Below are 21,700 nucleotides of genomic sequence, written 5' to 3' on the forward strand. Positions count from 1 at the left end.
ATAGGCAATTTATGGGCCTGTTCAATTTTCTCAGAGATAACGCACGCTGGCTTTCTGCTGGTGTTCTCCTGACATTTCTTTCCAGCTTTGGACAGACATTCTTCATTTCGATCTTTGCCGGTGAAATCCGCGAAACCTTTGAACTCAGCCATGGGGAATGGGGCGGGATCTATACATTGGGAACCAGTGCATCGGCTGTCGTGATGCTTTGGGCCGGTGGCTTGACGGATCGCTTTCGCAGCCGAACGTTGGGGGCCGTTGTTCTGGCCATGCTCGCGAGCGCCTGCCTGTTGATGGCGCTGAACACTTGGGCTGCTTTGCTTCCGTTTGTCATCTTTGCGCTGCGTTTCAGTGGACAGGGAATGGTTAGCCATATCGCGGTTGTATCGATGTCCAGATGGTTCGTGGCAACGCGGGGCCGGGCGCTATCTGTTGCAGGGCTCGGGTTTGCCATCGGCGAAGCGCTTTTGCCTATCAGCTTTGTGTCGCTCATGCTGATCATGGACTGGCGCTGGCTGTGGGTTGGGGCCGTGATGGTTAGTCTGGTATCCATTCCAATTCTGCTGACTTTGCTAAAACAGGAACGAACCCCGCAAAGCCATGCCGAAGAAGATCATGCCAATGGCATGTTGAACAAACATTGGTCCCGCAAAGACGTTATGGCGCACCCAATGTTTTGGTTCATGGTTCCAGCTTTGTTGGGGCCCTCAGCGTTCAACACTGCGTTCTTTTTCCAACAAGTTCATTTCGCCGAAATCAAAGGCTGGGCTCACATTGATCTCGTTGCTCTGTTTCCGGTTTATACAATGGCCGCAGTGGCTGTGATGGTGGCGTCTGGCTGGATGTTGGACCGGTTTGGCTCTGCTCGTTTGATCCCCTGGTATCAGCTGCCCATGGTCTTGGGGTTCGTCGCTTTTGCGCTGGGACAAAGCATTACGTCTACCTTTGTCGGAATGCTGTTTCTGGCTATGACGACAGGAGCAAATGCAACCTTGCCCAATGCGTTTTGGGCAGAGTTCTACGGCACCCGCCATCTGGGTTCGATAAAGGCAATGGCCGCAGCAATCATGGTTCTTGGATCAGCCATTGGGCCGGGCATAACCGGTGTGTTGATTGACGCTGGTATCGGTCTTGAAAGCCAGTATCTCGGCGTGGCAGCCTTTTTCGTTCTCGCCACGGTTTGCATGGCCGTAGGTGTCGGTCGCTCAGCGCCAGATTTACCGCCCAGCGCGGCCTAGCGCCGCCTGCGAAGATAGACGTAGTAGGCACCACCCCCGCCATGTTTCCGGTGTGCTTCGCTAACCTGCAAGACGGCCTGCGCCACAGGCGGCATGCGAAGCCAAAGGGGCACCTGCGTTTTCAAAACACCGCGTCGGCGCGGCATGGGATCATAAGGATCTTCGCGATCGCCTTTGCCAGTAATCACAAGCACAAGTCTGAACCCGCGGCTTTGAGCCGTTAGTATATACCGAACCAAAGCGCCATGCGCCTGATCCAGCGTCATTCCGTGCAAATCAAGTCGACCTTCGGGGACGAGCTTGCCGCGTTTCATCCGCCCGAACGCTTTTGCATCCATCGAAACGCCATCCTGCTTTAACCGATCGGCAGTGGTCGGCGGCGGGATGATCGTATCGCTTCTGAATTGGGCGGATTGGCCTGCTTTGAAAGGCGTAATAGCTTTGGGATTATTCTCGCCAATCGAAGCCTTTTTGGGCAGTGGTTTGGGTTTTGGCTGCGGCGGTCGATGCTTGTGAAGCGGATCAGTACTACGGGCGATCTGTTGCCAAAGCTCCAATTCGTCCGGCCGCAAGTGCCGCTTCGTCATTGCACCGCTTCCGGCAGCAGAGCATAGGCGCGCTGAATTGGCATCAGAACGACCAGACGACCGGGGTCCTTGATGCGGCCTGCCATGCGACCAGCCTCATCCCCGGTTCCAAAGAAAATATCCGCGCGTTGGGCGCCCTTGATCGCGGATCCCGTGTCTTGCGCCACCATCAGCTGGCGTATTGGCGACTTTCCCTCTTTCTCAATCCAGACCGGCGCGCCCAGCTTGGTAAATGCGGGATCAACTGCGATTGAGCGCATTGTCGTAATGGATCGGTTCATCGCACCCAACGGACCTTTGTCTGCCGGGACTTCGCTGACCTCTCGAAAGAAGACGTAGGATCCGTTGTGGTACAACAATTCCTCGCCTTGTTCAGGGTTTCGGCGCACCCAGTTGGCTATGACCTGAGCAGAGACCTGATGCGGTTGATATGTGCCGCGGCGTACAAGCTCTTGGCCGATTGAGCGGTAGGGATGACCGTTGAAACCGCCATACCCGACGCGGATATACGAACCATCCGGATACTTGACGCGACCTGAGCCCTGAACCTGCAAAAAGAACAGCTCAACCGCGTCATCAACCCATGCAATTTCCAATCCACGACCCTGCATCACATCTGTCGTCAGAATTTCGCGTCTGGTCAGCCAGGGCCGAATTTTTTTGGCCTCGGGGGGCATCGCGTAGATGGGATATTTGTATCGCGGCGTGCGTACAGGAGAGCCATCCAGCTCGGGTTCAAAGTAGCCCGTGAATAGTCCGTCGTTTCCGTCGGTAATCATCACCGGACGAAAGAAAAGTTCAAAGAACTGCTTTGCGTTGCCAGCCTCAGCCGCAAGATTGCAAAGTGCAGTCCAGTCTGGATCTTTCATGTCGCCGCAAGTGTTCTTGAACACCTCAAGCGCGGCGGCATGATCATCGTCTTCCCAGCCGTTCAAATCCTCGAATCCGAGGATGGCATAGCTGGGTTCTGTTTCAGCAGAAACCGGGCCAGCCATCAGGGATATCGCAATTGAAATAGCAAGGAGGTACCGGGTCATTCGTCCGTGGCGATAAGTTGCCAGTTAGGATCGCCTGTTCCCATTTTCCGTGCATAGGTCCAAACGTCTTTTTGTTTCTTTACTGCGCGGTCAGAACCTTCGACGATTTCACCTTCGGCGTTCTTAACCACAGACGACAGTTCACCGATGTACTTCACAGTGATTTCGCCGGTCGCAGTCGCTTCGTCAAAATTGGCATCCACGAGGGACAGTTCCCGGACGCCAATGAACTCCGCCTCAATCTTGAGGCCTTGTTCCTCGCGTGCGGCCACAACTTCAGCAAAGGTCTGATAGACATCATCGGCCAGGAATGGCTTCAGCTCTTCGATCTCGCCACGCTCAAAACCCATGAGGATCATCTCATAGGCGCCCCGCGCGCCGCCCAGAAAATCGGAAACACCGAAACCGGGTTCGGCCTTCTTCATTGCGGCCAAGGCTTCGGCAGCATCACTGCCTGCAAGAACATGGTCTGTGATATCCAGATCTGGGCCGCCATCGATAACTTCGAAGTCGCGGCGCGGGTCGGGGCCAGCCGGTGCTGTAGGCGCTTGGGGCTTTTCAAAACCCTCGCGCGTGCCCAGCACGCTGCGCAAACGCAAAACGAGAAAAATGGCGATACCGGCCAGAACCAGTAGCTGCAGGATAGCGGAATTCATCGGCACCTCTTTCAGGGTGTGGATGGAAAAGGAGTGTTCGAATTCCTATGTAGGGGCTGCACCCGGGCGAGTCCACCTACGCCCAGCTATTGGAGGCGATGCTATGTGGCTGTTTTTGGCCTTTCTATCTGTTCCACTGATCGAAATTGCCCTGTTCATCCAGATTGGCGGTCTGATCGGGCTTTGGCCGACGCTCTTGATTGTGGTTCTGACAGCGATTTTGGGAACTTGGCTGGTGCGTGCGCAGGGAAGGCTGGCCATGAATGACCTCAGAAACAGTTTTTCCCAACTGAATGATCCAAGCGAGCCTTTGGCACACGGGGCAATGATCCTGTTTTCCGGCGCTTTGCTCCTTACACCCGGCTTTTTTACCGATGCCGTTGGTTTTGCCTTGCTGGCACCCCCCGTTCGAAAGGCGGTTTTCCAGTGGGCCCGCAAGCGAGTGAACGTGCAGCGGTTTGATATGGGCGGGCCACCCCAATCCGGTTTTGATGATCACCATCAGCACACGAGCCCCGCTAAAAGGCCGCAGGATGACGTGATCGACGGCGACTACACTGAGGTTTCAGAAGAAAAGAAAGCCAATCATCCGGGTTCTGGCTGGACACGGCATTGAGCAAGGCGCGTCAGCCTGCTATGCCCTGCTGCGATCTATTTTAGCGGAGAGCGGTAAATGGCCGAGAACGAAAACGGTGCAGCGGCGGCGGATGCGCCCCAAGCCCCAAAAATGAACGTATTGGCACAGTTTGTGCGGGACATGTCTTTTGAGAACATTCTTGCGCAAAAAGGCATCAATGGCGAAGTGCAGCCTGATGTTCAGGTGCAGGTAAATCTGGATGCAAAAAAGCGCGCCACAGAAAACCAGTACGAAGTTGTTATCAAGCTCAAGATCGATAGCAAATCCAAGTCAGGCGGCGAGCAGCTGTTCTTGCTTGAACTCGACTACGCAGGCGTTTTCCAGATCGAAAACGTCCCTGAAGAACAGGTTCATCCGTTCTTGCTGATCGAATGTCCTCGGATGATTTTCCCGTTTGTGCGTCGCATCGTTTCTGATGTCACCCGCGACGGTGGTTTCCCACCGCTGAATCTCGAGACTATTGATTTTCTTGCGCTCTACCGCGCAGAAATTCAGCGTCGTCAGGCTGCTACGGCACAGGGTACTGCCTGATCCTAAGGCGTCTAGGTCTTGGACCAAAGTGCCTCAGACCCAAGCTTTTCGACAAAGGCGGCGTGAGCCGCCTTTTCTTTTTCTGACAGGCGCGGCTCTAGCGGAGCAGGGCGGGGTGTGGGTCTCCAAGCTGTCTCGCTACCACCTGCAACCTCGACCTGCTGGCCCGGTGATGCGAGCCCAAAGTCCGGCTGTTTACCACCAATCAGTTCAAGATAAACTTCGGCCAGGATTTCACTGTCGAGCAAAGCGCCGTGTAGCGTTCTGGCGGAATTGTCGATGTTGAAGCGGCGGCAAAGTGCATCAAGAGACGCAGGCGAGCCGGGAAATCTGCGACGCGCAATGTCTAGGGTATCGATAGCGCAGTCAGGTGCTAGGACTGGACGCTTGCACCAACGCAGCTCAGCGTTCAGAAATTTCACGTCGAAAGACGCGTTATGAATGACCAGCTTTGAATCCCCAATGAAGGCGAGAAAATCGTCGGCGATTTTTTCAAAGACCGGTTTATCCCGAAGGAAGTCATCGCCAAGCCCATGCACCTCAAAAGCTTCCTGTGGCATCGACCGTTCAGGATTTATGTACTGATGATACGTCTTACCTGTGGGCACGTGACCCATCAGTTCAACAGCACCAATTTCCACGATGCGATCACCCGTTTCCGGATCAAAACCTGTGGTTTCTGTATCCAAGACGATTTCACGCATCCGGCAAATCCTTTTGTATTTCCCGCAGTATAGCCTGAACCTGAGCCTTTGCATGCTCAAGAGTGTCGGTGACGATTATGAAATCGGCCCGTTCTTGTTTTTCAGCATCCGGCATTTGCCGTGACAAAATGTTTTCAAGGTCTTGTTCAGTCATAGTTCCGCGCTCAAGCACCCTGCGTTTTTGGGTTTCAGCGTCGACTGTCACAACGGCGACTTTATCGCATTGCTCATCCAGACCAGTTTCAAAAAGAAGGGGCACATCCAGAACGACCACGCCTTGGGCCACCTTTAGGAATTCGGCGCGATTGCGCGCGACCATAGGGTGAACAATTGCATTGATTTGATCCAGTACGGTTGAATCCTTGGCGATCAGAGCGCGCAAAGCATCACGGTCAACATGTCCATCAGGTCGGATTGTTCCCGGAAACCGGGCCTCCAACGCTTTGGGTGCAGGTCCATCGGGTGCGTAGAGTTTGTGAACAACTGCATCGGCATCCCAAACCGGAATACCGAGATCTGCAAACATCTGGGAGGTTGTCGATTTGCCCATACCGATCGAGCCGGTCAGGCCGAGAACAAAGGTCATCGCAGTACAGCGGCACGCGTCGCTTCGTCGACTGTTGGCCGTTCTTCGAACCAGCGCTCAAATCCGGGTACAGCCTGATGCAACAGCATGCCCAAACCATCCACTGTCGTGCAGCCCTGTTCAGCCGCGGTTCTAAGCAATTTCGTGTTGAGCGGCGTATAGACGAGATCGTTCACAACCGTCCCTTTGCGCAGCCCATCCAGCGGAACACGCAGTTCTTGCTTTCCCGTCATGCCCAAAGAGGTTGTGTTGACTACCGTCACTGCGTCTTCGAACAAATTTCCGGCCTGAACCCAATCATAAACGTGAACACGATTGCCAAAATCAGCGCGCAGCTTGTCTGCCCGCAGGCGAGTGCGATTGGTCAAACGGATCTCAGGAACACCAACGTCTAGTAGCGATGCGATCACGGCCCGCGCCGCGCCCCCAGCACCAAGGACTGTGGCTGGGCCTGACGAGGCTTTCCATTGCGGGACATTTTGGCGAAGGTTTTCGATGAAACCATAGCCATCTGTGTTGTCCGCATGGATCAGACCGTCTTTTCGAAAGATCAGCGTGTTGGCTGCACCGATCAACGTCGCGCGATCTGAGATAAGGTCGGCGATCTCCATCACGCGTTCTTTGTGCGGAATGGTTATGTTGACGCCGACGAAGCCAAGCTTTGGCAACATGCGCAGCGCGTCTTCCAGATCGTCCGAGGCAATATCCATCGGTATGTAATGGCCGGCGATGCCGTATTTTCGCAACCAGTGCCCGTGCAATCTGGGAGAACGGGAATGTGCAACCGGTGATCCGATTACACCTGCCAATGGTATCTTCGGGTTTGTCATGCCTGGATCGTTCCCCGTAGCGCGAGATAGTTGAGCAGTTCGAGCAGCGGCAAACCTAGAATAGTGAAATGATCACCCTGGATTTGCGCAAAGAGGCGTACCCCTTCTTCTTCGAGTTTATAGCCCCCAACCGAGGTTTGCACAGAGGGCCAATTGCGTTCGAGGTAAGCTTCGAGGAAATCGTCGCTGAAAGGTCGCATGGTCAGACGGGCCATGGAAATGTGGCGCCAGACAGGTTCTCCGTTTTCGTACAAAACCGCGGCCGACAGTAGGCGGTGTGTTTTACCACGCAAAGTTACAAGTTGTTCGCGTGCTTCATCGATTGTCTCAGGCTTGCTGAAAAGCTTGAACTCATGCTCCAGAACTTGATCACAGCCAAGCACCAATGCCCCCGGAACCTTACCCGAAACTTTGCGCGCCTTTGCCTCAGCCAAAGTGTCGGCAATGTCCCTTGGTTTTGCTTCTTCTTCGAGAAGCGCGTTTTTGATCGACTCTTCATCGACGCGAGGCGATTCGACAGCAATCATCAGACCTGCTTTTCTGAGCAGATCAGCGCGGATTTCAGAGCCAGAGGCCAGGATAAGATCAAAATTCATGCGGATGGATTTGTGGACAAGTTCTGTGGAAAGGGTCTGATGGTTTTGAGGATAATCAGACCAATCCGCAAGCCCATGAATAACTCCTCGCTTTTCCAGTCATCTTCAGTGGTTCATGCAGACTGTGAAAGGGATAACCCGGCACCTTGCATGAACGAACTTCAACACTGGTGATCCCTAGTCTTATGCACAAAATTGAATTTTGGTTGAGTTCCAGAATTTTGGCTTTGTTTATCTCGGAGTTTTAGGAATGGTTACTGATGCGTACAGGAACAATCCTGTAAGATGTCCACAGATCAGTGCGGTGTGGATGAAACTTGGGTAAGTCAGTAATCCACAAAGAGTGCGCTGCCTAAGTTCTACTACCACCTTAAATTCTTTTTTATATTTGGTTTTAAGAAAGCAGTGAAAACCACGTCTGATTGACATTTTGCCGTCTTGGTTCTATCGACGCTGTACCTCCTGTTCTGGAGGGTTTCCCCGACACAAGAAAATACAGGGTCATATTTGATCCTGAAGGATATCGTATGAGCCAGGAAAGACTGAACCTAGCAGACCTGAAGGCGCAGAGCCCCAAGGATCTCTTGGCCATGGCCGAAGAACTGGAAATCGAAAACGCCTCGACGATGAGAAAAGGCGAAATGATGTTTCAGATCCTGCGCGAACGCGCGGATGAGGGTTGGGACATCTTCGGTGACGGCGTGTTGGAGGTTCTTCAGGACGGTTTTGGTTTTCTACGCTCACCCGAAGCAAACTACCTTCCGGGCCCGGACGACATCTACGTGTCTCCGGATATGATCCGCAAATATTCCTTGAGAACAGGGGACACCATCGAAGGTGAGATTAAAGCACCGGATGAAGCTGAGAGATATTTTGCGTTGATCAGTGTGACTCGGATCAACTTTGAAGATCCTGAGAAGGCGCGCCATAAGATCGCGTTTGACAACCTCACACCACTTTATCCGGATGAACGTCTGCGTATGGAGATTGAGGATCCGACGATCAAGGATCGATCTGCGCGGATTATCGATCTCGTAGCGCCGATTGGTAAAGGTCAGCGTAGCCTCATCGTGGCGCCGCCTCGGACTGGTAAGACGGTATTGTTGCAAAACATTGCTACCTCAATCGAAAAGAACCATCCTGAGTGCTACCTAATCGTTCTGCTGATTGATGAAAGACCGGAAGAAGTGACCGACATGCAGCGTTCGGTTAAAGGTGAGGTTGTTTCCTCTACCTTTGACGAGCCGGCAACACGCCACGTTGCGGTGTCTGAAATGGTTATCGAGAAAGCCAAGCGTCTCGTGGAACATAAACGAGATGTTGTGATTCTTCTCGATTCGATCACAAGACTTGGTAGAGCGTTTAACACCGTTGTGCCGTCTTCGGGTAAAGTTTTGACTGGTGGTGTGGACGCGAACGCGCTGCAGAGACCCAAGCGTTTCTTTGGTGCGGCGCGGAACATCGAAGAAGGCGGTTCGCTGACGATTATTGCGACTGCGCTTATTGATACTGGTAGCCGGATGGACGAAGTTATCTTTGAAGAATTCAAAGGCACGGGTAACTCTGAAATCGTTCTGGATCGCAAGGTTGCGGACAAACGGGTCTTCCCTGCGCTGGATATCCTTAAGTCTGGAACACGGAAAGAGGATCTGTTGGTGGACAAGATCGATCTGCAGAAGACGTTTGTCTTGCGCCGTATCCTGAACCCGATGGGTACGACCGATGCCATCGAATTCCTGATTTCGAAGCTCAAGCAGACCAAGTCGAATTCTGAGTTCTTCGACTCAATGAACACCTAATCTCAATCGAGGTTGAACATGGATACGATTTTTGCTCAGGCCACGGCGCCTGGAAAAGCAGGCGTGTCGATTGTTCGTGTCTCGGGGGTAGGGGCAGCAGCTATTGCTGAGACGCTTTGTGGTCCTCTTCCAGAGGCCAGAAAAGCAGTACTGCGCGAGCTTAGAGACAAAAATGGCGTGGTATTGGACCAGGTTGTTTTGCTTTATTTCAGCGAGGGTGCCAGCTTTACCGGGGAGCCAATTGTCGAGTTTCACTGTCATGGCAGTGTTGCTGTGGTGTCATCACTGCTGCGGCTGTTGTCTGAATTTGAAAACACAAGACTAGCAGAAGCGGGCGAGTTTACACGCCGGGCTTTGACCAACGGCCGTATGGATTTGACCCAAGTCGAAGCGCTCGCGGATCTCATCGAGGCAGAAACCGAAGCGCAGCGTAAGTCGGCATTGGCTTTGCTTTCAGGGGAACTGTCTCAGAAGATCGCAGTATGGCGATCCAAATTGGTGCGGGCCGTGTCACTACTGGAGGCCGTAATCGATTTTGCAGATGAAGAAGTTCCGGTGGACGTCAGCGACGAAGTAGCGGAGCTTCTTGAATTTGTTTCGATTGAAATTTCTCGACAGTTGCGAGGGTTGGATAGTGCTGAAAGGGTAAGGACCGGTTTCGAAATTGCGATAGTCGGGGAACCCAACGTTGGCAAATCCACATTGTTGAACCAGTTGGCGGGGCGTGAGGCTGCGATCACTTCTGAAATCGCGGGCACGACACGGGACGTGATTGAGGTACGCATGGATATTCTTGGGTTTCCTGTCACGTTACTGGACACGGCCGGAATTCGGGAATCTGACGACACAGTCGAAAAGATCGGGGTTGAACGGGCGCTGGCCCGCGCGCAGGGTGCGGATCTCCGAATCCATCTTTATGCCGATTCAGAACTTGCGATGCAGCCTGGTAGCGATGATATCGTTGTTAAATCCAAGGAAGATGGCGGGACCGGCCCGGATGGGATTTCTGGGAAAACAGGTGCAGGCATTTCTTGGCTGCTTGAGCAAATTGGCTCACGGCTGGAAAATCAAGTTTCTGGTGCAGAGCTTGCCAATCGTGAACGCCATAGAGTTTGTTTGGAGCAAGGTCAGGAAAAGCTGGATGTGGCTCGCAGAATGTTGGTAGACGGTCCCGACGTTTACGAACTGGTCAGTGAAGAAGTTCGTTTTGGTATCCGTGCTTTGGAAAGTTTGGTGGGCCACATTAATGTAGAACATGTTCTGGATGAAATCTTCTCCAGCTTCTGCATTGGGAAATGAGGATTGTTTCACGTGAAACACAGTGATTTCGACGTTGTGGTTGTTGGTGCTGGGCACGCAGGTACCGAAGCCGCTTCGGCTGCCGCGAGGATGGGCGCCAAGACAGCCTTGGTTTCGCTCAAGTTTGCGGACATCGGAGTGATGTCATGCAATCCCGCCATTGGCGGTTTGGGCAAAGGTCATCTCGTTCGGGAAATTGATGCGCTTGACGGGTTGATGGCTGGTGTCGCGGATCGGGCAGGAATCCAGTTTCGTCTTTTGAACAGACGCAAAGGCCCTGCGGTACAAGGCCCCAGAGCACAGGCGGACCGGCAGCTTTATCAAGCCGCGATGCAGGAAGCGATCGGTAAGATCGAAAACCTTGAGTTTATCGAGGGGGAGACCGTCGATTTCTTGATGTCAGGTTTAAATGTTGCTGGCGTCATTTTGCGTGATGGATCTGAGATCAAAGCCAAATCAGTTGTTTTGACCAGCGGGACTTTCCTAAGGGGCGTCATCCACATCGGGGACGTTTCATACCCCGGAGGCCGAATGGGTGATGACCCGTCTTTGAAGCTTGCAGAGCGAATTGATCAGTTTGCCCTGCCTTTGGGGCGTTTGAAGACTGGAACTCCACCGCGGCTTGATGGAAAAACCATCGCTTGGGAAAAACTGGAAGAGCAGCCAGGGGACGAAGATCCAACTCTGTTTTCGTTTCTTTCCAATAAGCCATTTGCGAGGCAGGTTTCTTGTGGGATCACGCATACCAATGAACAAACCCACGACCTAATTCGTAAGAATCTGGATCGTTCTGCCATGTATGGCGGTCATATTGAGGGTGTTGGCCCGCGGTACTGCCCGTCAATTGAAGACAAAGTTGTTCGGTTCTCTGACAAAGCCAGCCATCAAGTTTTTCTTGAGCCTGAAGGGCTGTCAGTGAATACCGTTTATCCCAACGGAATATCGACCTCTCTGCCGGCGGATGTTCAGGAATCCTATGTTCATTCGATTTTTGGTTTGGAGAATGCTGAGATTTTGCAGCCAGGCTATGCGATCGAATATGATTATGTTGATCCCCGGGCGCTTTCGTCGACCTTGGCGGTTCGTGATGTTGCGGGTCTTTTTCTGGCCGGTCAGATCAATGGAACAACCGGTTATGAAGAGGCGGGCGCGCAGGGGTTGGTTGCCGGCCTTAACGCTGCAGCTGTTGCGCTGGGTAAAGATGAGATCACGTTTTCCAGAATGGAAAGCTATATCGGTGTGATGCTGGATGATCTCACGACACGGGGTGTTAGTGAGCCATACAGAATGTTCACATCAAGAGCCGAGTTCCGGTTGTCGCTGAGAGCTGACAACGCAGATCAACGCTTAACGCCTAAAGCGATCGATCTTGGTATTGTTAACGAAGAACGTCGTGAAGCCTTTGAACACAAGGCTGAAATGCTGGAATCAGGTAAAAAAGCCCTGTGCACCAAAACCTTCTCGCCTAGTGAAGTTCAAAAGATTGGTGTGACGGTGAATCACGATGGTACAAAGCGCAGTGCGTTTGATCTCTTGTCGTTCAAAGACGTTACTTTTGAGCACGTTTGTATGCTTGATCAATCGCTTAAGGTCTTGGAACCAATGATTGCCCGGCAGCTCTCCATAGAAGCTCTTTATTCGAATTATATTCAAAGGCAGCAACGTGACGTGGATATGTTGCGTAAGGATGAGGGTATCCAGATCCCGAACGATTTCGATTATGAATCGATCTCTGGGCTTTCGAACGAACTAAAGGCAAAGCTGATCAAGTCTAGACCGGAGTCGATTGGGCAGGCTGGCCGTGTTGATGGTATGACTCCCGCCGCGTTGACTTTGATCCTGGCCTTCATCCGTCAGGCAGAGCGAAAGAAGCGGGCATGAGCCACCCTGTTGTTTCACGTGAAACAAAGGAAAAGCTCCGGCATTTCCTGAATCTCCTGAAAAAATGGAACCCAAAAATCAATCTCGTTGCAAAGTCGACGATCAATGAGGCTTGGGATCGGCATATCGAGGATTCGATACAGGTTTTTGACTGCCGGCCAGACGCTTACGGGGGCTGGGTTGATCTGGGGTCGGGGGGTGGATTTCCCGGGCTGGTCGTTGCAATCCTCAGTCAAGAATTCTACCCAAATAGCTCAGTCACAATGATTGAGAGCGATGTGAGAAAAGCAACTTTTCTTCGTACGGTGCTCCGCGAAACCGACACAGCCGGCACTGTTCTGGCGGAGCGGATAGAATCCGCAACTCCACAAAACGCGGAAGTGGTAAGCGCGCGTGCTTTAGCCCCGTTGGATCATCTTTTGGGTTACTGTGCCCCGCATATCGCGGAGGGTGGCGTTGCGTTGCTTCCCAAGGGGGCTAGTTGGAAAAAAGAGTTGGACCAGGCGTTACAGACGTGGCGCTTCGATTGGGAAATCACTACAAGTAAAACCCAGGCAGATGCCGTGGTAATGAAAATCCGGAACATAACAAATGCTTGACGTTCTTCGAACGAAAACTCCGAAAATCATAGCTGTAGCCAATCAAAAAGGCGGTGTCGGCAAGACCACGACCACGATTAATCTTGGTGCTGCGCTGAGTGAATCTGGGTCCAAGGTGCTGATCGTCGATCTTGACCCTCAGGGAAATGCCTCGACGGGGCTGGGTATCGAGCCCGAAGATCGCGAATTTACGACTTATGAACTCTTGCTGGAGGACGTGGACCTGCAAGAGGTTATCGTGCCAACAATGATGGATGGACTTTCGTTGATCCCGGCAACGGTTGATCTTAGCTCAGCGGATATGGAGCTGATCTCCAACGAAAAGCGTAGTTTTCTTTTGCATGACGCGTTGCGGCAGCCGCAGATAGACGGGTTTCAGTTCGATTATATCCTGATCGACTGCCCACCTTCGTTGAACCTGCTGACAGTGAACGCCATGGTCGCCGCTGATTCCGTGCTGGTCCCCCTGCAAAGCGAGTTTTTTGCGCTTGAAGGGCTTTCACAGCTTATGCTTACGGTCCGAGAGATCAGACAAACAGCAAACCCAAAGCTGAGGATCGAGGGTGTAGTTCTGACGATGTATGACAATCGCAACAACCTTTCGCAGCAGGTTGAGGCGGATGCCCGTGACAATCTTGGAGAGTTGGTTTTTTCGACAATAATCCCAAGAAATGTTCGGGTTAGCGAGGCACCTTCCTATGCGTTGCCGGTTTTGTCCTATGATTCTACATCAAAGGGTGCATTGGCGTATCGCGCGTTGGCCAAGGAATTGGTTGAAAAGAACGGAAAAAATGCCGCCTGACGGCACCGAAAAGGGATTTAACTGATGGCAGATCGTAAAGACCAGAGACGGGGTTTGGGCCGGGGCTTGTCTGCACTTATGGCGGATGTTGAACCGCGCGTGACGGAAGGTGATTCCGCTGGCGCACAGCCTGATCGCAGAATCCCGATTGAGAACATTGCGCCAAACCCTGATCAGCCTCGGAGGCACTTTTCCAAGGATCAGCTCGAGGAGCTGTCCAACTCGATACGGGCAAAAGGCGTGCTGCAGCCCTTAATCGTTCGCCTGGATCCTAAAAATGAGGGGCAATACCAGATTGTGGCAGGCGAACGCCGTTGGCGTGCTGCCCAAATCGCGCAAGTTCACGAACTGCCTGTTATCGTACGCGACTTTGATGATACCGAAGTTTTGGAAGTCGCAATTATTGAGAACATCCAGCGCGCTGACCTGAACGCAATCGAAGAAGCGGCCGGTTATCGTCAGCTAATGGATAAGTTTGGGCACACGCAGGAAAAATTGGCTGAAGCCCTTGGAAAGAGCCGCAGTCACATCGCGAACTTGCTACGTTTGCTTAATCTGCCGCCGAGTGTTCAGGACATGGTTTCAGAGGGCGTGCTTTCTGCAGGCCATGCCAGAACGATGGTTACCGCTGATGATCCTGAAGGCCTTGCCAAGGCGGTTGTACAGCGTGGTTTGTCCGTAAGAGAAGCTGAAAAGCTGGCCAAAGGGGACACCCCAAGTGGGAAACAGAAGAACCCGGCGTCCAAAAGCCAAACTTCAACCAAAGATGCTGATACCAAAGCACTGGAAGGCGATCTTTCTGCGGCTCTGGGTATGAAAGTCACGATCGATCACGCTGCGGGCAAGGAATCTGGGCGCATTTCGATCAACTATGACTCGCTGGAAGATTTGGATTTGCTTTGTGGAGTTCTGAGTTCGGCTAAATAGCGGGCTAGACAGGTTCAGGCAAAAGTTCAGTAATCACTGAGTTCAGCAACAGCGTACCTTGACGCGTCGGTTTGATCCGGCCCCCGTCCAGTTCGATTAAATTGAGATCCTGTAACTCACTCAGCTTTGCTGAAGGCAGAGCATCCGGGTGGATTTGGCGAACCCGATCAACATCTAGGCCGTAAATAGTACGAAGTCCCATCATGATGGCTTCACCTGCCATATCTGGTGGGCTGATCACTGCACTCAAAACATCGGCGTTTCCGAGTTCTGCGGCTTTGATCCATGCACCCGGTGCAGAGATAGCCTCCGTCGCATATTTCTGGCCGTTCTTTGTTACACGACCATGCGCGCCGGGCCCAACACCAATGTAGTCCCCGTAGTTCCAATAAACCAAGTTGTGCCGAGATTCAGATCCATTTTGTGCATGATTAGAGACTTCATAGGCCGAATAGCCAGCCTGATCACAAAGTTCCTGGGTCAAATCATACATATCCGCTGACAAGGAATCTTCTGGCAGGCCCCTCAAACCACCGCGCTGGGCGCGATCCCAAAATGCGGTGCCGGGTTCGATTGTTAGCTGATACAAAGAGAGATGATCGCCTGCCATAGATAGCGCTTCGGTCAATTCACTCCGCCAATCTGCCAAGGATTGGTCCTGCCGTGCATAGATTAGGTCAAAGCTGACCCTGTCAAAGAACTTGCGCGCGGTATCAAACGCAGTTTTGGCCTCGGCTACCGAATGTAAACGACCAAGACGTTTTAGATCAGTGTCGTTCAAAGCCTGTATGCCGAGGGAAACCCGGTTCACGCCAACTTCCGAAAATCCCTGGAATTTTGCGGTTTCGACAGATCCAGGGTTCGCCTCGAGTGTGATTTCGATATCGTTCGCCCAAAGCCAGTTCTTTTTGGATGCTTCCAGAACGGACTGAACGGTTTCCACGGCCATCAAAGATGGGGTACCGCCGCCAAAAAAGATCGATCTCAAAACCCGACCTTTGGTGAGCTCAGAATACCGATCTATTTCTGACACCAAAGCACGCGCCCAACGCTGCTGATCCACAAATTGGGAAACATGTGAGTTAAAGTCGCAATAGGGGCATTTGGACTCGCAGAAAGGCCAGTGCACATAGAGTGCAAAGCCGCCTGCTTTCCAGTCGTCAGCGATCAAAACAGCCCGTCACAAACTTTGAAAACGCATCTGCCCTGTGGCTGATCTTATTTTTTTCCCAGCGATCCATTTCCCCAAAGGTAATTGCATAGCCTTTTGGTTGGAAAATAGGGTCATATCCATGGCCTTGATCGCCACGCATTGGCCAAACGACGCTGCCTTCCATCACACCTGGAAAAACTTCATCGTGACCGTCTGGCCAAGCCAAAACAAGTGTGCAGCAAAACCGTGCCGTCCAAGGCTTGGGCGCACCTGATTGGGCAAGCAAATCATATGACTTTTTCATGGCCATGACAAAGTCCCGACCAGACTCTGTTTCTGCCCAATCCGCAGTATAAACCCCTGGTGCTTTGTCCAGCGCATCGATCTCGATACCGCTGTCATCAGACAGCGCAGGCAATCCTGTGGCCTTGGCCGCGGCATGTGCCTTGATCCGGGCATTTTCTACAAACGTTGTGCCGGTTTCTTCAGGCTCTGGCAGGTTCATTTCCTTTGCGCCGACCACTTCAACACCAAATGGTGCCAAAAGGGCGGTGATCTCTTCCAGTTTGCCCTGATTGTGCGTGGCAACAAGAAGCCGATCACCGTCAAATTTGCGCGTCATGCGACCGCTGAACGTTGAAGAGCAACCAGCTCGCCTACGCCCTTTTCCGCCAGATCCATCAATTCGCCCATTTGCTGTCGCGAAAAGGTCGATCCTTCTGCGCTCATCTGGATTTCGATCAGACGACCGTCACCACGCAGAATGAAATTCCCGTCGACGCCCGCATCACTGTCTTCAGGATAATCAAGGTCCAGAACAGATTGCCCGGCATAGACACCACAGCTGACCGCCGCCACTTCTGAGATCAGGGGATCTGATACCACGGCACCGGTCTTCATCAACTTGTTGACCGCCAATCTCAGGGCCACCCAGCCACCTGTAATGGCGGCGCAACGTGTACCGCCATCAGCCTGAATGACATCACAATCGATCGTGATCTGGCGTTCACCCAATGCAACACGGTCAACACCAGCCCGCAAAGCACGACCGATGAGCCGTTGAATTTCAACAGTACGGCCACCCTGTTTTCCGGCGGCAGCCTCGCGGCGCATTCTGGAAGACGTCGAACGCGGGAGCATTCCGTATTCCGCAGTCACCCAACCGAGGCCAGAGCCCTTGATGAAAGGCGGAACGCGCTCTTCCAATGATGCAGTGCAAAGAACATGAGTATCACCCATGCGGATCAAGCAGGACCCTTCGGCATGTTTTGTAACGCCCGTTTCAATTGAAACTTCGCGCATTTCGCTTAAATCTCGTCCCGATGGTCTCATTTCTTTTCTCCATTGTCTGGTTTTAGGGGATAGCCATGCAGACACATTGGGCGCAACCCTGTTCCGACGCATTCAGCACGGATTGACGCCCGCGCTCAGCCGTCTTTAATGATCCCGTTGCCAAAGGACTGTCATGTCGGATCACGATCAGCTTTTTTCACAAATGAACGATCGGTCACGCGAGGTGTTCCGGCGTGTGGTCGAGGGCTACCTTGATTCTGGTGAACCGGTTGGCTCTCGTTCACTGACACGCACTTTGAGCGAGCAGGTGTCTGCAGCCACGATCCGAAATGTCATGCAGGATCTGGAGTTTCTTGGATTGCTTGATAGCCCGCACGTCAGCGCAGGCCGTATTCCGACGCAGCTTGGTCTGCGGATGTTTGTGGATGGCTTGTTGGAAGTACGTGATCTGGATGAAAACGACCGTGAAAAACTCGACGCCACCATGGGCAGCAACACTCAGGATGTTGGTGGACTGTTGGACCGTGTGGGATCCGCTTTGTCCGGGGTTACGCATGGGGCCTCTCTTGTACTGACTCCAAAACATGAAGCGCCGTTGAAACACGTTGAGTTCGTCAGCCTGTCACAAGACAAAGCGCTGGTTGTTATTGTGTTTGCGGATGGTCACGTGGAAAACCGCTTGTTCACGCCACCACCCGGACAAACCCCCAGTTCAATGAGAGAAGCCGCGAACTTTCTGAATGCGTTTGCCGAAGGCCGTACTCTCAGCGAACTGCAGACTGTGATGACCCATGAAATCAAAAGACGCCGGCAAGAGCTGGACAGTCTGGCCGCACAGCTGGTTGAAAATGGCATCGCATCATGGAGCAGCGATACAGATAATTCCGCGCGCCTGATCGTACGGGGACGGGCGAATCTTTTGGGCGAAGAAACGGCCGAAGATGAGCTTGAACGCATCCGCGAGCTGTTTGATGACCTGGAGCGCAAGCGAGACATCGCTGAATTTCTGGAACTTACCGAAGCTGGCGAAGGTGTTCGCATTTTTATTGGCTCAGAGAACAAACTTTTCTCACTTTCGGGTTCCTCTCTGGTGGTCTCTCCATATATGAACGCTGACCGTAAGATAGTTGGCGCCGTGGGAGTCATCGGGCCGACGCGTTTGAATTATGGCCGGATCGTTCCCATCGTGGACTATACGGCACAATTGGTTGGCCGGCTGATAACAGACCGGTGACAGAGGTGAAGAATGGCAGACGCAAACAAAGATGAGGAATTCCTCGACGATCCCGAAGCTGTCGAGCAGGATCAGGAATTCACTGCAGACGAAGAAGACACGCTTTCGTTGATTGACCAGATCGACGCGTTAACGGCTGAGCGGGACGAATACAAAGATCGCTTTATGCGCGCTTTGGCAGAAGCTGAGAATGCGAGAAAGCGGGCGGACAAAGATCGCCGAGAAGCCAACGCATATGGCGGAACACGGATCGCACGGGATCTTCTACCGGTGTACGACAATCTGCAGCGCGCGTTGGCTGCCGCCAAAGAAGACGAAGGCAATGCTTCGGTCGCTCTGGTCGAGGGTGTGGAACTGACGCTCAAAGAACTGCTAACCGTTTTCGATCGCCATGGCGTGAAACGCATTGCGCCCGAAGTTGGGGATCGTTTTGATCCACAAAACCACGAAGCAATGTTCGAAGCCCCTGTTCCGGGAACAAAAGCGGGGGATATCATTCAGGTCAGCGCAGAGGGATTCATCCTTCACGATCGACTGTTGCGCCCTGCACAGGTTGGCGTTTCGTCAATGACGGGCTAATCCGTGTCGAAAGATCATGAACGGGGCGGGATTTTCCCGCCCTATTTCTTTTGGAGCGCCTTGAGTTCGTAAAGCGCTTGAAGCGCCTCTCGCGGCGTCATTTCATCTGGCAACAATTCGTCCAGTTTGTCTTGTAGCTCAGAGTCGGCTGCGGAAAGAACTGCGGGTTCCGGCGCCGTAGATGCCGCCGAAAACAGCGGTAAATCGTCAATCAGAGCTTTGGGTGATGTTCGGTCACGTTCACCCTGTTCCAAAGCGTCCAAAACTGAACGCGCCCGCGATATTACAGCTTTGGGCAAACCGGCCAATTGCGCCACTTGTACACCGTAAGAACGATCGGCTGCACCATCACGAACTTCGTGCAGGAAAATCACTTCGCCGTCGAACTCCTTAACAGACACAGTGGCATTCTTTACGCCGTCCAACGTGCCTGCCAGTTGGGTCAATTCATGGTAATGGGTAGCAAACAATCCGCGCACCCGGTTCACCGACTGAAGATGCTCTAGGGTTGCCCAGGCAATGGAAAGCCCATCGTATGTGGCTGTGCCTCGCCCGATTTCATCCAAAATGACCAAGGCGTGATCATCAGCTTGGTTAAGGATGGCGGCTGTTTCAACCATTTCGACCATGAATGTTGAACGCCCTCGCGCCAGATCATCCGAAGCACCAACACGGCTAAAGATCTGGCTGACTAACCCGATGTGCGCCGCTGATGCGGGCACAAAAGACCCGATCTGGGCCAACAAAACGATCAAGGCGTTTTGCCTGAGATAGGTCGATTTACCAGCCATGTTTGGACCAGTCAGCAACGTTACAGAGGCACCTTTGTCCGCTGCTGTGAGATCACAATCATTTGCGATAAAGGGTTCGCCAGAACGTGAAAGCGCGTCTTCGACAACCGGGTGTCTTCCTCGTTCAATCCGAAATGCACGCGAAGTGTCCACTTTGGGTTTCGACCAGTCACGAGATCGCGCCAAATGACCCAGACCAAGGGCAAGATCGATTTCCGCCAAGCCCAACGCGCAAAGAGACAAGGCCGGTGCAGATGCCAAAATTGCCGATTTTAAGGTGTCATAGACACGTTTCTCTATCTCGAGCGCCTCATTGCCAGCATTCAATATCCGGGTTTCAAGCTCTGATAGCTCAACGGTCGTGAAGCGAACTTGATTGGCCGTTGTTTGGCGGTGGATGAAGGTTTCAGAGAGAGGGGCCGACATCATCTTTTCGGCGTGGGTTGCCGTGGTTTCGATAAAATAGCCAAGTACGTTGTTGTGTTTGATCTTCAGGCTTTGAACACCCGAAGCCTCAGCATAGTCGGCCTGCATCTGCGCGATAACTGCACGCCCTTCATCCCTTAAACGGCGCGCTTCATCCAATGCGGGGTCATAGCCGGGGGCGACAAAACCGCCATCGCGCAACATCAGCGGGGGCTCAGCCACCAACGCAGAGTCCAGTAACTCCAAGAGGGTGTCATGACCGCTCAAAGAACCAACTGCGTCGGTGATCAGTTCTGGATGTTGTGTGTTATCCAGTGTTTCACAAATCGTTTCTGCTTGGCTTAGTGCATTTCGAACAGCGGCGAGATCTCTTGGGCCTCCACGATCCAGACCAAGACGCGAAAGCGATCGATCCAAATCCGGCACGCGTCGCAGCGCATCACGCAGTTGGTCCGCGATACTGGTCTCGAGGCCCCACTGAACCGCCTCTTGCCTCGCATGGATCAGTGTCAGCTCACGCGACGGCGATGAAATACGTCTTTCCAGAAGTCTGGCGCCGGCTGCGGTCACGGTTTTGTCGATCACGGCCAACAATGACCCTGCACGCCCTCCGTTCATGCTTTGCGTTAGTTCCAAATTCCGACGCGTGGCAGAATCGATTTGCATCAAGCGTGAAACTGTTTCCGTCTTGGGTGGCTGCAGCAGAGGCAGTCGTCCCTTTTGTGTGATGTCCAGATAATCAACAACAGCACCCATCGCGGATAGCTCAACCCTAGAAAAGGAACCGAACCCAGCAAGGCTTTTGACACCAAAAAGACCGCAAAGTCTTGTGTCCGCAGCGGTGCTGTCAAATGACGACGCGCCGATGATTGAGGGGTAAACGCCAAGATCGGACAGCACCTCCCGCATCGATTCATCGACGGCTTCAGTGGTCAAAAGCTCTGATGGCGCAAGGCGAGCGATTTCGGCCCCAATCCGGGATTGGCCAACCGACATAACTTGGAAAGCGCCTGTGGAGATGTCAGCCCAAGACAGGGCCCATTCGTCTCTAACACACGACAAAGCAGCCAGATAGTTGTGCCGACGAGCCTCCAGAAGAGATTCTTCGGTCAAGGTTCCGGGGGTAACGAGACGAACAACATCGCGTTTTACGACGGCCTTGTAACCTCGCTTTTTCGCTTCTTCCGGACTTTCCAACTGTTCGCCGACTGCGACACGAAATCCTTTGCGAATGAGGGTCAGCAGATAGCCTTCAGCTGCGTGGACCGGGACGCCACACATCGGGATGTCTTCGCCGTCGTGCTTTCCGCGTTTGGTCAGCGCAATGTCCAACGCTTCGGCGGCGGCCACGGCGTCATCAAAGAACATCTCGTAGAAATCGCCCATGCGGTAGAACAACAAGGCATCTGGATACTGCGCCTTGATTTCCAAATATTGCGCCATCATGGGCGTTACGGCATTTTTATTAGCCTTGTTTGCGCTCACGGCCTTCCCCCCACCGATTTGCCGTGACAT

22 protein-coding genes are annotated in these 21,700 nt (G+C 52.9%); 11 read left to right on the forward strand and 11 right to left on the reverse strand.

Going from position 1 to position 21,700, the window contains the following annotated elements; all coding sequences use genetic code 11:
• Window positions 1-11: 11 nt before the first annotated feature.
• Entirely contained in the window at window positions 12-1,238 is a 1,227-nt protein-coding gene (locus PFY00_RS01505; RefSeq protein ID WP_271430747.1) for an MFS transporter, read from the forward strand.
• Here PFY00_RS01505 and PFY00_RS01510 read toward each other — a convergent pair.
• Genes PFY00_RS01510 through PFY00_RS01520 form a run of 3 tightly spaced genes read right to left on the reverse strand, consistent with a single transcriptional unit; the run spans window position 1,235 to window position 3,518 of the window.
• Entirely contained in the window at window positions 1,235-1,825 is a 591-nt protein-coding gene (locus tag PFY00_RS01510) for a Smr/MutS family protein (RefSeq protein ID WP_271430748.1), read from the reverse strand. The genes PFY00_RS01505 and PFY00_RS01510 overlap by 4 nt on opposite strands.
• On the reverse strand, window positions 1,822-2,820 hold the full coding sequence (mltA, locus tag PFY00_RS01515) for a murein transglycosylase A (RefSeq protein WP_271430749.1): 999 nt from the start codon (window positions 2,818-2,820) through the stop codon (window positions 1,822-1,824). The genes PFY00_RS01510 and mltA overlap by 4 nt, the downstream gene beginning before the upstream one ends.
• Before the next feature lie 38 nt (window positions 2,821-2,858).
• On the reverse strand, window positions 2,859-3,518 hold the full coding sequence (locus tag PFY00_RS01520; protein ID WP_271430750.1) for a Tim44/TimA family putative adaptor protein: 660 nt from the start codon (window positions 3,516-3,518) through the stop codon (window positions 2,859-2,861).
• Between the two features lie 103 nt (window positions 3,519-3,621).
• Between PFY00_RS01520 and PFY00_RS01525 the strand changes: the two genes are divergently transcribed.
• Entirely contained in the window at window positions 3,622-4,134 is a 513-nt protein-coding gene (locus PFY00_RS01525; RefSeq protein WP_271430751.1) for an FxsA family protein, read from the forward strand.
• Between the two features lie 57 nt (window positions 4,135-4,191).
• Complete coding sequence (gene secB, locus PFY00_RS01530; RefSeq protein WP_271430752.1) at window positions 4,192-4,686, forward strand: protein-export chaperone SecB; 495 nt, start codon at window positions 4,192-4,194, stop codon at window positions 4,684-4,686.
• Between the two features lie 11 nt (window positions 4,687-4,697).
• Here secB and dnaQ read toward each other — a convergent pair whose 3' ends face one another.
• Genes dnaQ through PFY00_RS01550 form a run of 4 tightly spaced genes read right to left on the reverse strand, consistent with a single transcriptional unit; the run spans window position 4,698 to window position 7,402 of the window.
• Window positions 4,698-5,390: a DNA polymerase III subunit epsilon gene (gene dnaQ, locus PFY00_RS01535; protein ID WP_271430753.1), complete on the reverse strand. Its 693-nt coding sequence runs from the start codon at window positions 5,388-5,390 to the stop codon at window positions 4,698-4,700.
• Window positions 5,383-5,976, reverse strand: a complete 594-nt coding sequence (gene coaE / locus PFY00_RS01540) for a dephospho-CoA kinase (protein ID WP_271430754.1) — start codon at window positions 5,974-5,976, stop codon at window positions 5,383-5,385. The genes dnaQ and coaE overlap by 8 nt, the downstream gene beginning before the upstream one ends.
• Window positions 5,973-6,806, reverse strand: a complete 834-nt coding sequence (locus PFY00_RS01545) for a shikimate dehydrogenase (protein WP_271430755.1) — start codon at window positions 6,804-6,806, stop codon at window positions 5,973-5,975. The genes coaE and PFY00_RS01545 overlap by 4 nt, the downstream gene beginning before the upstream one ends.
• Window positions 6,803-7,402 carry a Maf family protein gene (locus PFY00_RS01550; protein ID WP_271430756.1) on the reverse strand — a complete coding sequence of 200 codons (600 nt, stop codon included), beginning with the start codon at window positions 7,400-7,402 and terminating at the stop codon, window positions 6,803-6,805. The genes PFY00_RS01545 and PFY00_RS01550 overlap by 4 nt, the downstream gene beginning before the upstream one ends.
• A 527-nt stretch (window positions 7,403-7,929) precedes the next feature.
• Here PFY00_RS01550 and rho point away from each other — a divergent pair.
• The 6 genes from rho to PFY00_RS01580 are packed head-to-tail and all read left to right on the forward strand — an operon-like array spanning window position 7,930 to window position 14,709.
• A complete protein-coding gene (gene rho, locus PFY00_RS01555) occupies window positions 7,930-9,201 on the forward strand; it encodes a transcription termination factor Rho (protein ID WP_271430757.1) in 1,272 nt (423 codons plus the stop codon).
• A gap of 18 nt (window positions 9,202-9,219) precedes the next feature.
• Window positions 9,220-10,500: a tRNA uridine-5-carboxymethylaminomethyl(34) synthesis GTPase MnmE gene (gene mnmE / locus PFY00_RS01560; protein WP_271430758.1), complete on the forward strand. Its 1,281-nt coding sequence runs from the start codon at window positions 9,220-9,222 to the stop codon at window positions 10,498-10,500.
• A gap of 3 nt (window positions 10,501-10,503) precedes the next feature.
• Window positions 10,504-12,381 (forward strand): tRNA uridine-5-carboxymethylaminomethyl(34) synthesis enzyme MnmG, encoded by a 1,878-nt coding sequence (gene mnmG / locus PFY00_RS01565; RefSeq protein WP_271430759.1) that lies wholly within the window; start codon window positions 10,504-10,506, stop codon window positions 12,379-12,381.
• Window positions 12,378-12,980 (forward strand): 16S rRNA (guanine(527)-N(7))-methyltransferase RsmG, encoded by a 603-nt coding sequence (gene rsmG, locus PFY00_RS01570; protein ID WP_271430760.1) that lies wholly within the window; start codon window positions 12,378-12,380, stop codon window positions 12,978-12,980. The genes mnmG and rsmG overlap by 4 nt, the downstream gene beginning before the upstream one ends.
• Entirely contained in the window at window positions 12,973-13,782 is an 810-nt protein-coding gene (locus PFY00_RS01575; protein ID WP_271430761.1) for a ParA family protein, read from the forward strand. Before rsmG ends, PFY00_RS01575 begins: the two co-directional genes overlap by 8 nt.
• 24 nt (window positions 13,783-13,806) lie before the next feature.
• Window positions 13,807-14,709, forward strand: coding sequence for a ParB/RepB/Spo0J family partition protein (locus PFY00_RS01580; RefSeq protein WP_271430762.1), 903 nt, complete (start codon window positions 13,807-13,809; stop codon window positions 14,707-14,709).
• 4 nt (window positions 14,710-14,713) lie between these two features.
• Here the strand turns inward: PFY00_RS01580 and hemW are convergent, their stop codons facing one another.
• The 3 genes from hemW to rph are packed head-to-tail and all read right to left on the reverse strand — an operon-like array spanning window position 14,714 to window position 17,194.
• Window positions 14,714-15,877, reverse strand: coding sequence for a radical SAM family heme chaperone HemW (hemW, locus tag PFY00_RS01585; RefSeq protein ID WP_271431436.1), 1,164 nt, complete (start codon window positions 15,875-15,877; stop codon window positions 14,714-14,716).
• On the reverse strand, window positions 15,870-16,484 hold the full coding sequence (gene rdgB, locus PFY00_RS01590; protein ID WP_271430763.1) for an RdgB/HAM1 family non-canonical purine NTP pyrophosphatase: 615 nt from the start codon (window positions 16,482-16,484) through the stop codon (window positions 15,870-15,872). Before rdgB ends, hemW begins: the two co-directional genes overlap by 8 nt.
• Window positions 16,481-17,194 (reverse strand): ribonuclease PH, encoded by a 714-nt coding sequence (rph, locus tag PFY00_RS01595; RefSeq protein WP_271430764.1) that lies wholly within the window; start codon window positions 17,192-17,194, stop codon window positions 16,481-16,483. The genes rdgB and rph overlap by 4 nt, the downstream gene beginning before the upstream one ends.
• Before the next feature lie 133 nt (window positions 17,195-17,327).
• On the opposite strand from rph, the gene hrcA reads away from it, so the two are divergent.
• On the forward strand, window positions 17,328-18,389 hold the full coding sequence (hrcA, locus tag PFY00_RS01600) for a heat-inducible transcriptional repressor HrcA (RefSeq protein ID WP_271430765.1): 1,062 nt from the start codon (window positions 17,328-17,330) through the stop codon (window positions 18,387-18,389).
• 12 nt (window positions 18,390-18,401) lie between these two features.
• Window positions 18,402-18,968, forward strand: coding sequence for a nucleotide exchange factor GrpE (locus PFY00_RS01605; protein WP_271430766.1), 567 nt, complete (start codon window positions 18,402-18,404; stop codon window positions 18,966-18,968).
• A 41-nt stretch (window positions 18,969-19,009) separates the two neighbouring features.
• Here the strand turns inward: PFY00_RS01605 and mutS are convergent, their stop codons facing one another.
• On the reverse strand, window positions 19,010-21,631 hold the full coding sequence (gene mutS, locus PFY00_RS01610) for a DNA mismatch repair protein MutS (protein ID WP_271431437.1): 2,622 nt from the start codon (window positions 21,629-21,631) through the stop codon (window positions 19,010-19,012).
• Window positions 21,632-21,700 lie beyond the last annotated feature (69 nt).

The organism is Thalassococcus lentus (genome assembly GCF_028023555.1).
Taxonomy (GTDB): Bacteria; Pseudomonadota; Alphaproteobacteria; order Rhodobacterales; family Rhodobacteraceae; genus Thalassococcus_A; species Thalassococcus_A lentus.

What these genes read in the sequence shown, in the direction of transcription:
- PFY00_RS01505 (WP_271430747.1), top strand. Translation starts at nt 12, where the DNA reads ATGGGCCTGTTCAATTTTCTCAGAGATAACGCACGCTGGCTTTCTGCT.
- PFY00_RS01510 (WP_271430748.1), bottom strand. Translation starts at nt 1,825, where the DNA reads ATGACGAAGCGGCACTTGCGGCCGGACGAATTGGAGCTTTGGCAACAG.
- mltA (WP_271430749.1), bottom strand. Translation starts at nt 2,820, where the DNA reads ATGGCTGGCCCGGTTTCTGCTGAAACAGAACCCAGCTATGCCATCCTC.
- PFY00_RS01520 (WP_271430750.1), bottom strand. Translation starts at nt 3,518, where the DNA reads ATGAATTCCGCTATCCTGCAGCTACTGGTTCTGGCCGGTATCGCCATT.
- PFY00_RS01525 (WP_271430751.1), top strand. Translation starts at nt 3,622, where the DNA reads ATGTGGCTGTTTTTGGCCTTTCTATCTGTTCCACTGATCGAAATTGCC.
- secB (WP_271430752.1), top strand. Translation starts at nt 4,192, where the DNA reads ATGGCCGAGAACGAAAACGGTGCAGCGGCGGCGGATGCGCCCCAAGCC.
- dnaQ (WP_271430753.1), bottom strand. Translation starts at nt 5,390, where the DNA reads ATGCGTGAAATCGTCTTGGATACAGAAACCACAGGTTTTGATCCGGAA.
- coaE (WP_271430754.1), bottom strand. Translation starts at nt 5,976, where the DNA reads ATGACCTTTGTTCTCGGCCTGACCGGCTCGATCGGTATGGGCAAATCG.
- PFY00_RS01545 (WP_271430755.1), bottom strand. Translation starts at nt 6,806, where the DNA reads ATGACAAACCCGAAGATACCATTGGCAGGTGTAATCGGATCACCGGTT.
- PFY00_RS01550 (WP_271430756.1), bottom strand. Translation starts at nt 7,402, where the DNA reads ATGAATTTTGATCTTATCCTGGCCTCTGGCTCTGAAATCCGCGCTGAT.
- rho (WP_271430757.1), top strand. Translation starts at nt 7,930, where the DNA reads ATGAGCCAGGAAAGACTGAACCTAGCAGACCTGAAGGCGCAGAGCCCC.
- mnmE (WP_271430758.1), top strand. Translation starts at nt 9,220, where the DNA reads ATGGATACGATTTTTGCTCAGGCCACGGCGCCTGGAAAAGCAGGCGTG.
- rsmG (WP_271430760.1), top strand. Translation starts at nt 12,378, where the DNA reads ATGAGCCACCCTGTTGTTTCACGTGAAACAAAGGAAAAGCTCCGGCAT.
- PFY00_RS01575 (WP_271430761.1), top strand. Translation starts at nt 12,973, where the DNA reads ATGCTTGACGTTCTTCGAACGAAAACTCCGAAAATCATAGCTGTAGCC.
- PFY00_RS01580 (WP_271430762.1), top strand. Translation starts at nt 13,807, where the DNA reads ATGGCAGATCGTAAAGACCAGAGACGGGGTTTGGGCCGGGGCTTGTCT.
- rdgB (WP_271430763.1), bottom strand. Translation starts at nt 16,484, where the DNA reads ATGACGCGCAAATTTGACGGTGATCGGCTTCTTGTTGCCACGCACAAT.
- rph (WP_271430764.1), bottom strand. Translation starts at nt 17,194, where the DNA reads ATGAGACCATCGGGACGAGATTTAAGCGAAATGCGCGAAGTTTCAATT.
- hrcA (WP_271430765.1), top strand. Translation starts at nt 17,328, where the DNA reads ATGTCGGATCACGATCAGCTTTTTTCACAAATGAACGATCGGTCACGC.
- PFY00_RS01605 (WP_271430766.1), top strand. Translation starts at nt 18,402, where the DNA reads ATGGCAGACGCAAACAAAGATGAGGAATTCCTCGACGATCCCGAAGCT.
- mutS (WP_271431437.1), bottom strand. Translation starts at nt 21,631, where the DNA reads ATGATGGCGCAATATTTGGAAATCAAGGCGCAGTATCCAGATGCCTTG.